The sequence below is a fragment of the Ruegeria sp. L12 genome (genome assembly GCF_056531745.1).
Map to the genome: position 1 here is coordinate 206,352 of NZ_JBQFMH010000002.1, position 12,790 is coordinate 219,141.

Sequence of the window (12,790 nt, forward strand, 5' to 3'; positions counted from 1 at the left end):
GTTATTCCCCCGGCTGTTCGGCAGCGACAACCGCGTCGACCGCCACGCCCGGGCGCACGCGCTGCAGGCCCTCGACAATCACGCTTTCGCCTTCGCGCAGACCATCCGCGACGATGATGGCCGAGTCGACCGTGTCGCCGGTGGTGATATAGCGTTGTTCGACCATTTGTTTGTCATTAACCACCAGAACGAATTCGCCGCGCTGATCGCGCTGCAGAGCCGCTTGCGGTATCAGCACCTGCAGCGTGGGCTCCAGGGCTTCGATCTGGACGTTCAAAAAAGCCCCATCGATGATCAGCCGGTCCGTGTTGTCAAACTGGGCGCGCAAGGTGATGGCCCCGGTCAAAGGGTCGATACGGTTGTCGACAAAGATGATCTTGCCGGTTTCATCCAACTCGGTGCCATTGGGCAGCGTCACGTGGACATTCGGGCTTTGATCGCTTTCGGCCAGAGAGGCTGCGCTTTCGCCAACATGTTGAAGAACCGTGGTAAACTGCTTCTCATTGAGTGAGAAGTTCACGTAGATCGGCGCTTCGCTCACCAGATTGACCAGCGGCGGATTGTTCGGGCCGACCACGTCCCCGACGCTTGTCGCAACGCGGCCCAGTCGTCCGGTGAACGGCGCATGGATTTCGGTGTAGCTCAGATCCAGTTGGGCCTGTTGAATAGCGGCGTTCGCGGCCTTGACCTCGGCTTCGGCTACCAGTTCGTTGGCACGGGCGATGTCGCGTTCGGATTCTGGCGTCGCGTCGCGTTTGTACAGTTCTTCCTTTCGGGCCAGATCGACCTTGGCCAGTTCAAGATTGGCCTCTGCCCGGTCCAGATCGGCCTTACGCGACTGCAGGGTCGCCTCATACAGGTCCGGTTCGATCTTGAACAGAAGGTCGCCCTCATTCACCAGCGCGCCGTCTTCGACATCCTGACTTTCGAGAAAGCCACTGACGCGCGCGATGATATCGACTTTGTTGATCGCTTCGGCGCGTCCGATAAAGGTCGCCTCTTCCGTGATCTCCTCGGTATAGGCGGCAGCGATCGAAACCTTCGGTGGTGGCGCATCGCCTTGGTCCTGCGCCCACGCGGCTGAGGCCAGCCCGAGGCTGGTCAGAAGGGCCAGGGCCCTGAATGATCCGCTGTGGCGATGGATGGACGTAGGAAATGCAAGGGACATGGCGGCGCCTCGTTCGAACTAAGGATTGCCCATCCGGACATGTGCGATGCCGGGACGAGTCGATTGACTTCCCACGCAGGATGGCTGGTTTGCGACAATATCTCAAGCTTCTTGAATGCGAAGCCTGTCGCAACCCGGGCGAGGTTTTTCCCGCAACTCGGCAGACTTAGGGGTGCGTGCCAAAGAAAACGGGGGCCAAAACGGCCCCCGTTTGCTAGTGTTCCGAGATGTCGACCGTCAGTCGCGGGTTCCGGCAAAACGGCTTTGCCAGTCCTCGCGCTTTTCGTCGGTGATCTTGGCGAACAGCACGTCAGGCACGGTAAATTCGTGGCCCGCGGGCAGGGCGGCCAATGCAGCGGCCACGTCATCCGGCCAGCTGGTGTCCAGCGTGTTCATCGCGCTCAGCATCCGGGCCGATGTGTCCGGGATAAACGGCGCGCTGAGCACGGCATACAGGCGGATCAGGTTCAGGCCCAAACGTACCTGCGCGGCAGCCTGTTCAGAATCTTCCTTGAAGGTCGACCAGGGCGCTGCGGCCTGCAGGTATTCGTTGCCCGCCACCCAGATCGCGCGCAATTCCTGCGCGGATTTGCGGACATCCATCGCTTCCATATGCGCTTCATAGGCACGGACGCGTTTGGTCAGTTCTTCGATCAGCGCCTGCTCGCGGTCACCGAACGTGCCGCCTTCGGGCACGGCCTCGGCGAATTTCGAACGGCAGAACTTGGTGATCCGGCTGACGAAATTGCCCAGCACATCCGCCAGATCCTTGTTCACCGATTGCTGGAAGTTTTCCCATGTGAACTCACTGTCGCTGCTTTCGGGCGCATGGCTCAGCAGCCACCAGCGCCAGTAATCGGCGGGCAGGATGTCCAGCGCCTGATCCATGAACACGCCACGACCCTGCGAGGTCGAAAACTGGCCGCCGTCATAGTTGAGGTAGTTGAAGGATTTCAGGTGGTCGACCATCTTCCACGGCTCGCCCGAGCCCAGAATGGTGGCCGGGAACGACAGGGTATGGAAGGGCACGTTGTCCTTGCCCATGAACTGGACATAACGCACGTCATCCGCACCTTTGTCGGTACGCCACCAGCGTTCCCAGTCGGCGTCAGACTTGCCATTGGCATCAGCCCATTCTTTGGCGCAGGCGATATACTCGATGGGCGCGTCAAACCAGACATAGAAGACCTTGCCCTCCATCCCCGGCCAGTCCTGGTCGCCTTTCTTGACCGGCACACCCCAGTCCAGATCGCGGGTGATGCCACGGTCCTGCAGGCCATCGCCGTCATGCAGCCATTTCTTGGCAATCGAGGTGGTCAGGATCGGCCAGTCTGCCTTGCTGTCGATCCAGGCATCCAGTTGATCTTTCATCGCAGATTGGCGCAGATACAGGTGCTTGGTCTCGCGCACCTCCAGATCGGTTGAGCCACTGATCGCGCTGCGCGGCTCGATCAGGTCAGTCGGGTCCAACTGCTTGGTGCAGTTTTCGCACTGGTCGCCACGTGCGCGGTCATAGCCGCAATTGGGGCAGGTGCCTTCGATATATCGGTCGGGCAGGAACCGTTTATCGGCATTGGAATAGACCTGCTTTTCGCTGACCTCACGGATCAGCCCGGCCTCGTCCAGTTTACCCGCGAAATGCTGTGTCAGCACCTTGTTCTGCTCGCTGGACGAGCGGCCAAAGTGATCGAAGCTGAGCCCGAAGCGCTGCGCAATCTCGGCCTGAACGGCATACATATCCGCGCAGTATTCCGCGACGGGCTTGCCCGCTTTGGCAGCGGCCAGTTCTGCCGGGGTGCCGTGTTCGTCCGTGGCGCACAGGAACATCACCTCGTTCCCCCGGCCACGCTGATAGCGCGCATAAAGATCAGCAGGCAATTGCGAGCCGATCAGATTGCCGAGGTGTTTGATCCCGTTGATGTAGGGGATCGCCGAGGTGATAAGAATCCGAGCCATATTCCGTTTCCGCGTAACTGTCTGCGCGCTCGTCTACATGATGTGACCGCGCAGCAAAAGGCCGGGTTTCGCCTGCATGTCATTTTAGCCACTTGCTGGTCATGTAATCGGACATTCCCGGTGACCGGGATTGTGATTGCGGGACGGGTCAAAATAACCTTGGGTTGAGCTGTGGAATCACAACTTCTTGAATTTTCGTTATGACTACCCATTTATATTGCATACCAAAGTATACAAAAGCGGGGACATATCGCTGATGTTCAGCTTTCTGCTTGATGGTGCGTTTGCGCCCTTTACCATTTCACTTGCGCTGCTGTTTGGTCTGCTGGGGCTGGAACTGATCGCGCTGATGTTGGGTGGCAGCCTGTTGGCAGGCGATGGCGAAGCCGATCTGGATATGGCAGATGCCCCCGATCTTGAGGTTGCGGATTTTGATCTGGATCTCGACGCAGATGTCGATCTGGGCGATTTTGAGCTTGCCGAGGTCGAAGCCGAGGTTACCACCAATGCCTCTGCAGGTCCGCTTGGCTGGCTGGGCATCGGCAGGATGCCATTCCTGATCTGGCTTGTGGTTCTGCTGGCAGGCTTTGGGCTGTCCGGTATGGGCCTGCAACTGGCCCTGCGCGATCTGTTGGGCTTTGACCTGCCCGCATGGATGGCCGCGATCCCCGCCGGAGCCTTCGGCATGTGGTTTGCGCGTGGCTTTGGCGGTGTATTCGCCCGGCTGCTGCCCAAGACCGAGACCGAGGCGATGTCCGAGAGAATGCTGTCGCGCCGCCGGGGTTTCATATCGCAAGGAACCGCGTCCCGCGGTCGTCCAGCCGAGGTGCGGGTCATGGATCGCTTTGGCAATGCGCACTACCTGCGGGCAGAGCCGCTGCAAGATAAAGATACGCTTGAGCAGGGCACCGAAGTGCTTGTCCTGCGCGACCGACGGCAGGACCGGTTCGTTCTGGTCGGCCTGTCAGACTAACCAAATTCTAAACCCCAAAAATCGGAGGATTTTGCATGGAACTTGAATTCCTGGCCATCACAGTTGTGACCATTTTAGCAGTCGTCTTATTCATCGGCCTGGTGCTAGGCCGTCTCTATAAACGCGCGACACGCGAGATCAGCCTGGTAAAAACCGGGGCGGGCGGCAAGAAAGTCATCATGGATGGCGGCGTCATCATCGTGCCGCTGCTGCACGAGGTCAGCCCCGTCAACATGAAGACCCTGCGCCTTGAGGTGCAGCGTAGCGGCGAGGCCGCGCTGATCACCAAGGACCGGATGCGCGTCGATGTGGGCGTCGAGTTCTACGTCTCGGTCATGGCCACCGAAGAGGGCATTGCACGCGCCGCACAAACGCTGGGCGACCGTACCTTTGACGTTGAGCAACTGCGCGAGATGATCGAAGGCAAGCTGATCGACGGTCTGCGTGCCGTGGCGGCCCAGATGACCATGGACGGTCTGCATGAAAACCGCGCTGACTTTGTTCAGGAGGTGCAGAATGCGGTCTCCGAGGATCTGCTGAAGAATGGTCTGTCGCTGGAATCGGTCTCGCTGACCGCGCTGGACCAGACACCGTTCGAGGCTCTGGACGAGAACAACGCCTTTAACGCTGTCGGTATGCGCAAGCTGGCCGAGGTTATTGCCGCCTCGAAGAAAGAGCGCGCGCAAATCGATGCGGATGCCGAGGTCGAAGTCCGTCGTGCTGCGATGGAAGCCCAGCGTCAGAAGCTGCTGATCGAGCAGGATGAGGCGCAAGCGCGCATTGAGCAGACCCAGAAGGTCGAAACCCTGCGCGTGGCGCAGGAGGCCGAAATTGCTGCACGGACCGAGGACTCGGTACGCGAAACCGAGCGCGCCCGCATTGCCCGTGAGGAGGCCATCCGCGCAGCCGAGATCGAGCGCGAGCGCAAGATTCGCGATGCCGAAATCGCCAAAGAGCGTGAGATCGAAGTGGCCGAACAGGAACGCCAGATCATCATCGCGCAGAAATCCGAGGAAGAAAGCCGCGCGCGGGCGTCGGCTGATCTGGCCCGGGCCGAAGCGACCAAGGCGACCGAAGCGGTGGCAACCGCCCGCGAAGTAGCCGAAGCCGAGCGTCAGAAACAGATCGCATTGATCGAAGCGACGCGCGAGGCAGAACGTCAGGCGACCGCCATCCGTCTGGCCGCTCAGGCCGAGAAAGAGGCCGCCGCCGACCGCGCCGAAGCGCGCCGCGAGGAAGCGCAGGCCGAAGCGGATGCGCTGAACATCCGCGCCGAGGCCAAGAAGAACGACATGCTGGCCGAAGCGGAAGGCAAGCGCGCGATTGTCGAGGCCGACAATGCTCTGTCGTCGGCACAGATCCGCATGAAGGTGGACCTGGCGCGGATCGAGACCATGCCATCAATCATTTCGGAAATGGTCAAACCGGCTGAAAAGATCGACTCGATCAAGATCCATCAGGTTGGTGGCATCGGTGGGGCGACTGGTGGCGGGGCTGCCAACGGTGACAAACCGGTGGTCAATCAGGCGCTGGATTCGATCATGGGCATGGCGGTGCAGATGCCGGCGCTGAAAAAGCTGGGTGATGAGCTGGGCCTGTCGATGGAAAACGGCGTGGCCGGGGTGGTGAACGGCGCGCTAGACGCCTCACCTGAGCCGACAGAGGTCGTCGAAGGGGTGGCGGAAGACACGCCACCGACCCAGCAATAAGTCAAAGGGCCGGGATTTCCCGGCCCTTTCTTATTCTTCCCGTGAACGTTTCAGCAGCCGCCCGATGGTGAACGAGGTACGAGGTGCGTAGACGTAGTTGGTCCGCTCGTCCGGCGTCGGGCGCGACCGCATCCGTGCCAGGCCGAACACAATCAGAAATACATGCCCCAAGGCGACAAAGGCAAACAACGCGCCGGGGCCAAACTGTTGGATCAGTGTTGAAGAGATATAGGGCGAGGCAATCGCGCCCAGCGCATACCAGAACATCAGAGCTGCCGACAGCTCGACCCGCTGTTCTGCTGTGGCAAAATCGTTGGCGTGGGCCGAGGATACCGAAAAAATCGGGAATGTGGTAAAGCCGAAGAACCAGGCTGCCAGCATGACCCCAAGCGTGCCGGTGCCGCTGGCCATCATGGTGATACCGCAGCTCAGAACAGCCACTGCAGACAGCCAGATCAGCACCCAGCGCCTGTCGTATTTATCCGCAAGCCATCCCATCGGATACTGCGCCATTGCGCCACCCAGAACGAACGAGGCCAGGAAGAACGCGATCTGATCCACGCCCAGCCCGACCTCTTGCCCGTAAACCGGACCCACCATTCGGAACGAGGCCGAACTCAGCGCCGCGACAATCACGCCCGCGACGGCCAGGGGCGAACTGCGCCATGCCAGTTTTGGACGCAGGCGCGGTGCATCCGGTGTCTCGGGTTGGCTGGCGCGTGTCAGGGCCAGTGGCAATATCGAGGCGCAGCACATGATGGCCAGCAGATTGTAAGATACATAAGAGGCCGGAGGCAGAACCGCGATGATCAGCTGCGCGCAGAGCGACGCTCCCATATCGGCAATCCGGTAGGTGCCCATAGCGCGACCGCGTGTTTCGTTTGTCACCTTGGCGTTCAGCCAGGCCTCGATCACCGTATAGCATCCGGCGACGCAGGTGCCCGAGGCGATCCGCAGGACGGCCCAGATGCGTGGATCTTCCGTCAATGTATGCCCCAGCAACCCCATCGCCCCCAACGCGGTACAGACGGCAAAGGCGCGGGAATGGCCGACGCTGCCCATCAGGCGCGGGGCCCACCAGCATCCGATGAAGAAGCCAAGGAAATGCGCCGATCCCAAAAGACCGATCTGTTCCGTCGAGAAGTTCAGTGTCAGACCAGAAATCGCGTCCAGTGGACCGACGCCGCCGGTGGAAAGCTGCAGCAGAATGACTGAAAGAAACAGGGCGGCGAAGGAAATGATTGTGCGCATGGTGGCTTTAACCTGACGTCATGAGCGAGTTTTTCGCGCGACTATTCGACCTTCGCAAGTCGTTTTTGTCTTTCTGAGTCAGCTTTCGCGCAGGATCTCGGCATGGATGTTCAGCCCGACGGTGTCCTGCACCAGATCAGGATAGCCCGAGGCACCGAACTCATGCCGGTTCAGCGCGCCGACCAGCCGTATCGACAAGACATCCAGATCGTCGATGGCGCTTCCCGGTTTCCGATAGAGGCTGGCCATCAGGGTCACGGGCCGCGTTACGCCGCGCACCGTCAGATCTCCGGTGACCATTGCGCCCCCGGATATGCGGCCGGTGGGGCCGAGTTGTATTTTGGTTGAGGTGAAGCGGATTGTCGGATGGCTTTTGGCGTCCAGCACGCTTTGGCCCAGCATCGGACCGCGGGCAAAGGGCAGCTTTGTGCGCGCATCGGCCACGTCCAGCACTACATCGACCCGGCTGTTCTGCAGGCGTTTGGTGTCGATCAGTATATCGGCTAACCGGATCGGCATCGTTCCCGATTGTGCCACGCCCGAAAGATCGAAGGTGAACCCAACCGAAGTGCCTCTGGGAGCCAGAACATAAGGAATCAGAGCCGTTTGCGCGACTCCTGCAAGGGGCAGGGCGGCCAGGCCCGCGATCAACGTGCGTCGGGTCAGATTTGTCATGCCATGACCTCTTGTCCTCGGGGGCGCGACCGTTTCAACAGCGTCAGCAGGATGGCGATATTCAGGCCGTTCCACAGGATGCCGTTGATAAAGGCCAATTGATAATTTCCGGTTACGTCGTAAATCCAGCCGGACATCCAACCACCCAGCGCCATGCCCATGATGGTCATCATCATGACGAAACCCACCCGCGCGCCCGCCTCTTGCGGGGGCATATATTCGCGCACCACAAGGGCATAGCTGGGCACGATGCCGCCCTGTGCCAGACCGAACAGCATGCTGACGACATAAAGCGAGACCATCCCGTCATATGGCAGGAACAGAAACAGCGCGATACATTGCAGGACCGAGCCGATCAGCAGGGTGGTCAAACCGCCCAATTTGTCAGCCACCAGACCCGAGATCACGCGGCTGACCACGCCGCCCAGCAGCATAAGCGACAGCATCTCGGCCCCGACGGCTGGGCCATATCCCAGCCCCACGCAATAAGACACAATATGGACTTGCGGCATCGACATCGCCACGCAGCAACCAATTCCGGCAAGCCCGAGGATGTATTGCAGTGCGCGCGGCGACAGGCCCACGCTCTGCGATCTGATCTGCGCGGCGGCCGCGGCGGTGCTGTGCGCCTCGGTCGGAACCGTACGGCGCAACAGCAGGGACAATGGAATTACAACGACCAGAGTGATCAGCGCCAAAGTCAGGTAGACCTGCTGCCAGCCCTCGCGCGCCAGAATGCCCGACAGCAGCGTAGGCCAGATCGCCCCGGACAGATAGTTGCCACTGGCGACCAGCGCCACCGCGATCCCGCGCCGTCGCATGAACCAGTGCGAGATGTCGGCAATCAGCGGCCCGAACCCGACCGATGTGCCCAACCCAAGCAGAAGATGTGCCAGCGAGAGAAGCACCATGTTCGGGGCCAGCGTAGCCAGCAGATAGCTGGTGGCGCTGAGGGCAGCTGCGCCGATCAGCGCTTTGGTCACACCCAGCCGGTCCACCAATTGCCCCAGCCACATGTTACCCAGCGCAAAGCCGATCATCGACAGCACATAAGGCATCGACGCCTCGGCCCGCCCGGCACCGAACTGTGCCTCAATCGCGGGCATCACCACGATCACGGCCCACATGCCGACATTGACCACCGTGGCAATGGCCAGGGTGATCAGCAGGCGCAGCCAGGAATAGCGGCTATCGTGGATCGCGTGGGTCATCCCGGAACGCTAGGGCGCGACTGCGGTTTTGACCAGTCACAAGTTGCGTGACTGGCCCGCCGTCACTCGGACGTATCGCTGACCTCGACCCGTTGCAGATGCAGTCTGGTTTGATCTGAAGTCCGCGTCACGATCCAACTGGCAGGCGGTTGCGAGCGGGCGCGGCGGCGGGTCAGGGTCCAGCCTTGGCCCGCGTCGCAATAGGTTGGGGCCAGATGCCAGCGCGTTTCGATCCCTTGCGCGCCTCCGTCATCGGGGGTCAGCAGCAGCCCCAGCGGGGCTTGCCCTGATGCGCCCCCTTGTTCAGCAGCCAGATGCAGGCGCCGGACCGGGGTCAGCCCCGGCGGGCCGGGAAGGTCGCCAATGACCAGCGGGGCTGCACCGCTGCGCAGCGCTTCCTCCATACACCAAAGCAGGTCTTCGGCCTTCGACGGGCGGACCAGTAAAAAGCGTGAGGGATCGGCGAAGGGCAGCATACCTTCGGGATGCAACTGCCCGACCTCCCATTCAGGGCAAATCCACAGCACCGACCCCTGAGTTTGCCCGGCCAGCCACAGGGCAAAGCTGCGCCGTGCGGGGCCGCAAGCCTCGTGCACGCGGGCCAGTTGCAAGCTGATCTGTGGGTGCAGGGCTATCCCGGGCGGGGTGCGTGCGGGTTTGCGGCCAAGAAGTTGGGTGGACATGCTGTCAGGTTAGCGTGTTCTTATTTTGTTCTCAATCGAGGAATGCCGTCAGCGTGACAGAATCAGACGCCCATCGGCAAACTGGATGTTCGAGAAACGATGCAGATACTCCATCCCCAGCAGGGATTGATCCAGCTCACCCTCGGTGATCGAGGCAGGCACATTGCGGTCGGTGATCGGCCCCAGCGCAAGACTGTCCAACCGCACCGGAGCCGTGCGCACCACGCCATTCGCGGTCGCAGCGCGGCCCAGATAGGTCAGCTGCGTGGTATCGATCCCGGCACGCTCGGCGTCCTTGTCGCTCAGGACGATGTCGCTGGCGCCGGTATCGACCAGAAAGGTCACCGCTTTGCCGTTCACCAGCACCGGCAGGTAATAATGACCGTCATAAGATCGAGGCACCTCGATCCGCTGATCGGTCACCGTCAGCTGAGGCGAGGGGCCAACGGTCGAGCGGATATCGCCCCAAAGTCCGATCACAGCGATGACACCGATAAAGATGAATACCCAGGCTGCAGCCTGTTGCATTGTCTTGCCCAGCGATTGGCGGTTCTGGGTGATGAACCACATCAACAGCGCCGCCGCCAGCAGCACCAGATAAGTCAAGCGCCCGATATTCTCTCCATCCATTCCGTCACCCGAAAATCATTGCTCGACTACATATATGGGGGTTCAGGCGGCGAAGCCAAAGGCCTTCAACCCATCCAGAATGAACTGCACCGACAGCGCCGCCAGCAACATGCCCAAAAGGCGGGTCAGCACGTTCAGCCCGGTTTTGCCCAGAATGCGAGCGATTAGTCCCCCGGCCAGAAAGAACGAGAACACCACGACCATGACCGCCAGCATGACGGCACAGGCGGCAGCAATGCCCTGAATACCCGGGTTCTGGCCCGCCAGCAGGATGATGGTTGCAATCGATCCGGGCCCTGCAATCAGTGGAATGGCCAGTGGGAAGACAGAAGGGTCGGGATGTTCTTCTTCCTCGGCCCGGTCCTCGCGGCGTTTGGTGCGGCGGTCGAACAGCATGTCCAGCGCGGTCAGGAACAGCAGCGCGCCCCCGGCGACTTTGAAAGCCTCCATCGAAATTCCGACAAAACCCAGAACCGCTTCACCGAAGGCGGCAAAGGCGATCAGGATGAATACGGCGGTCAGGCAGCTTCGGATTGCGGTTTTGCGGCGGGTTGCCGCGTCCATGTCCTGCGTCAGGGCGACGAAAATTGGCGTTGTGCCGAACGGGTCGATCACAACGAACATCGTCGTAAATGCGGTGATGAAGAAAGCCAGGTCGATCATGCGGCGTTCTCGGCGTTTTCCAACCGTTCAACAGCGGCGATCCACAGCGCCTCGGCCTTTTGCATCGCTTCGCTCACCTCGGCGAATTTACGGTTCCAGGTTTCCAGATCGTTGATCTTGTCATCCTCGTACAACGCCGGATCGGACAGCTTGGCCGAGAGTTTCTCGTGCATATCCGTCAGCTTCTCGATCCGGTCCTCGCATTTGCGCAGATCGGCGCGCAGGGCCAGCATGGTATCGCGCGAGGGGCGCTTGGGCTTTGCCGTGACGGGCTTTTCCTTTGCCGGCTTGTCGCGGGCCAGCAGCAGGGAGCGGTAGGCTTCAAGGTCGCCGTCGAACGGTTTCACCGTGCCGTCCGAGACCAGCCAAAGCCGATCCGCCACCAGAGACAGCAGGTGCATGTCGTGGCTGACCAGAACCACCGCGCCGGAATAGGCGGTCAGCGCCTCGACCAGCGCCTCACGGCTTTCGATATCCAGGTGGTTGGTGGGTTCGTCGAGGATCAGCATATGCGGCGCGTCGATGGTGGCGATCAACAGCGACAGGCGGGCTTTCTGCCCTCCGGACAAACGTCCGACCAGCGTTTCCGCCTGATCCGCGTTCAGCCCGAACCCGGCCAGACGCGAGCGCCACTTGCCCGGCGCTTCATCCGGACGCAGGCGGCGCAGGTGGTCCAGCGGCGTTTCGTCCACATGCAATTCATCCACCTGATGCTGCGCGAAATAGCCGATGCGCAGCTTGTTGCTGCGGCTTATCTTGCCTGCCATCAGGGGCAGGCGGTCGGACAGCAGTTTCGACAAGGTGGATTTACCCTGACCGTTCTTGCCCAGCAGCGCGATCCGGTCGTCCTGATCGATGCGCAGGTTCAGGCGGCGCAGCACTTCGGTCTCGCCATAGCCGGTGATGCCGCCTTCGATCTGGATGATCGGCGGCGACAGTTCCTCGGGTTCGGGGAAGGAAAACGCGCGCAGCGCCGCCTCTTGTGGGGTCGAAACCAGTTGGATGCGTTCGATCATCTTCAGGCGCGACTGGGCCTGCACGGCCTTTGACGCTTTGTAGCGGAAGCGATCCACGAAGCTCTGTAAATGCGCGATACGCGCCTTGGCCTTGGCGTTTTCCGATTCCGCCTGTGCCAGTCGTTCCGCGCGGCGTTCGGCAAACTTATCGTATGGAACGGCGTAATAGGTGAGCTTGCGGTCTTCCAGATGCAGGATCGAGCCCACTGCGCGATTCAGCAGGCCACGGTCGTGGCTGATGATGATCACCGTATGCGGATATTTCGCCAGATAGCTTTCCAGCCACAGCGCACCTTCGAGGTCCAGATAGTTGGTCGGTTCGTCCAGCAACAGCAAATCAGGTTGTGAAAACAGCACCGCCGCCAGAGCGACGCGCATCCGCCAACCGCCCGAGAAATCGGAACAGGGCTTCAACTGGTCCTCGTCGTCAAACCCCAGACCTTTCAGGATCGAGGCCGCGCGCGCCTCGGCCGACCAGGCGTCGATATCGGCCAGCCGGGTCTGGATCTCGGCAATGCGGGCGGGGTCGGTGGCGCTGTCGGCCTCGGCCATTAGCGCGCTGCGCTCGGTATCGGCCGCCAGTACGGTGTTGATCAGCGAAACTTCGGACGAGGGCACCTCTTGCGCCACCCCTCCAATCCGCGCCCTTTTGGGGACCGCTATATTACCGGATTCCAGCGACAACTCGCCCCGGATCAGGCGGAACAAGGTGGTCTTGCCGGTCCCATTGCGCCCCACAAGGCCAACCTTGTGCCCATCAGGAATGGTGGCACTGGCCCCGTCGAACAGAGGGCGGCCTTCAACGGCATAGGTGATGTCTTCAATCCGTAGCATGAGGCCGCTCTTAGCAGAGCC

At 60.9% G+C, this 12,790-nt stretch carries 11 protein-coding genes; 2 read left to right on the plus strand and 9 right to left on the minus strand.

Annotation, left to right across the window (positions count from 1 at the left end):
• Window position 1: 1 nt before the first annotated feature.
• On the minus strand, window positions 2-1,168 hold the full coding sequence (locus ACR0K9_RS03965; protein ID WP_480820946.1) for an efflux RND transporter periplasmic adaptor subunit: 1,167 nt from the start codon (window positions 1,166-1,168) through the stop codon (window positions 2-4).
• A gap of 237 nt (window positions 1,169-1,405) precedes the next feature.
• Complete coding sequence (metG, locus tag ACR0K9_RS03970; RefSeq protein ID WP_480820948.1) at window positions 1,406-3,124, minus strand: methionine--tRNA ligase; 1,719 nt, start codon at window positions 3,122-3,124, stop codon at window positions 1,406-1,408.
• Window positions 3,125-3,380: 256 nt separating this feature from the next.
• On the opposite strand from metG, the gene ACR0K9_RS03975 reads away from it, so the two are divergent.
• Together ACR0K9_RS03975 and ACR0K9_RS03980 are read left to right on the plus strand one after the other, a co-directional pair.
• On the plus strand, window positions 3,381-4,097 hold the full coding sequence (locus tag ACR0K9_RS03975) for an OB-fold-containig protein (RefSeq protein WP_480820950.1): 717 nt from the start codon (window positions 3,381-3,383) through the stop codon (window positions 4,095-4,097).
• Window positions 4,098-4,132: 35 nt separating this feature from the next.
• Entirely contained in the window at window positions 4,133-5,806 is a 1,674-nt protein-coding gene (locus ACR0K9_RS03980; protein ID WP_480820952.1) for a flotillin family protein, read from the plus strand.
• A gap of 30 nt (window positions 5,807-5,836) precedes the next feature.
• Here the strand turns inward: ACR0K9_RS03980 and ACR0K9_RS03985 are convergent, their stop codons facing one another.
• The 7 genes from ACR0K9_RS03985 to ACR0K9_RS04015 form a co-directional block, all read right to left on the minus strand.
• A complete protein-coding gene (locus ACR0K9_RS03985) occupies window positions 5,837-7,057 on the minus strand; it encodes an MFS transporter (RefSeq protein WP_480820954.1) in 1,221 nt (406 codons plus the stop codon).
• Window positions 7,058-7,135: 78 nt separating this feature from the next.
• The gene (locus tag ACR0K9_RS03990) at window positions 7,136-7,732 is read right to left on the minus strand and encodes a YceI family protein (protein WP_480820956.1); all 597 of its coding nucleotides are present in this window, start codon (window positions 7,730-7,732) and stop codon (window positions 7,136-7,138) included.
• Complete coding sequence (locus tag ACR0K9_RS03995) at window positions 7,729-8,943, minus strand: MFS transporter (RefSeq protein WP_480820958.1); 1,215 nt, start codon at window positions 8,941-8,943, stop codon at window positions 7,729-7,731. Before ACR0K9_RS03995 ends, ACR0K9_RS03990 begins: the two co-directional genes overlap by 4 nt.
• 62 nt (window positions 8,944-9,005) lie before the next feature.
• Window positions 9,006-9,626, minus strand: a complete 621-nt coding sequence (locus tag ACR0K9_RS04000) for an ImuA family protein (protein ID WP_480820960.1) — start codon at window positions 9,624-9,626, stop codon at window positions 9,006-9,008.
• 48 nt (window positions 9,627-9,674) lie between these two features.
• Window positions 9,675-10,256 (minus strand): retropepsin-like aspartic protease family protein, encoded by a 582-nt coding sequence (locus ACR0K9_RS04005; protein ID WP_480820962.1) that lies wholly within the window; start codon window positions 10,254-10,256, stop codon window positions 9,675-9,677.
• A 42-nt stretch (window positions 10,257-10,298) separates the two neighbouring features.
• Window positions 10,299-10,919, minus strand: coding sequence for a MarC family protein (locus ACR0K9_RS04010; protein WP_480532807.1), 621 nt, complete (start codon window positions 10,917-10,919; stop codon window positions 10,299-10,301).
• Window positions 10,916-12,769 carry an ABC-F family ATP-binding cassette domain-containing protein gene (locus ACR0K9_RS04015; RefSeq protein WP_480820964.1) on the minus strand — a complete coding sequence of 618 codons (1,854 nt, stop codon included), beginning with the start codon at window positions 12,767-12,769 and terminating at the stop codon, window positions 10,916-10,918. The genes ACR0K9_RS04010 and ACR0K9_RS04015 overlap by 4 nt, the downstream gene beginning before the upstream one ends.
• Window positions 12,770-12,790 lie beyond the last annotated feature (21 nt).

Excerpts from the sequence above, each read along its gene's own strand:
- ACR0K9_RS04000 (WP_480820960.1), bottom strand. The coding sequence starts at position 9,626 with ATGTCCACCCAACTTCTTGGCCGCAAACCCGCACGCACCCCGCCCGGG.
- ACR0K9_RS03980 (WP_480820952.1), top strand. The coding sequence starts at position 4,133 with ATGGAACTTGAATTCCTGGCCATCACAGTTGTGACCATTTTAGCAGTC.
- ACR0K9_RS03995 (WP_480820958.1), bottom strand. The coding sequence starts at position 8,943 with ATGACCCACGCGATCCACGATAGCCGCTATTCCTGGCTGCGCCTGCTG.
- ACR0K9_RS03965 (WP_480820946.1), bottom strand. The coding sequence starts at position 1,168 with ATGTCCCTTGCATTTCCTACGTCCATCCATCGCCACAGCGGATCATTC.
- metG (WP_480820948.1), bottom strand. The coding sequence starts at position 3,124 with ATGGCTCGGATTCTTATCACCTCGGCGATCCCCTACATCAACGGGATC.
- ACR0K9_RS03985 (WP_480820954.1), bottom strand. The coding sequence starts at position 7,057 with ATGCGCACAATCATTTCCTTCGCCGCCCTGTTTCTTTCAGTCATTCTG.
- ACR0K9_RS04005 (WP_480820962.1), bottom strand. The coding sequence starts at position 10,256 with ATGGATGGAGAGAATATCGGGCGCTTGACTTATCTGGTGCTGCTGGCG.
- ACR0K9_RS03975 (WP_480820950.1), top strand. The coding sequence starts at position 3,381 with ATGTTCAGCTTTCTGCTTGATGGTGCGTTTGCGCCCTTTACCATTTCA.
- ACR0K9_RS03990 (WP_480820956.1), bottom strand. The coding sequence starts at position 7,732 with ATGACAAATCTGACCCGACGCACGTTGATCGCGGGCCTGGCCGCCCTG.
- ACR0K9_RS04015 (WP_480820964.1), bottom strand. The coding sequence starts at position 12,769 with ATGCTACGGATTGAAGACATCACCTATGCCGTTGAAGGCCGCCCTCTG.
- ACR0K9_RS04010 (WP_480532807.1), bottom strand. The coding sequence starts at position 10,919 with ATGATCGACCTGGCTTTCTTCATCACCGCATTTACGACGATGTTCGTT.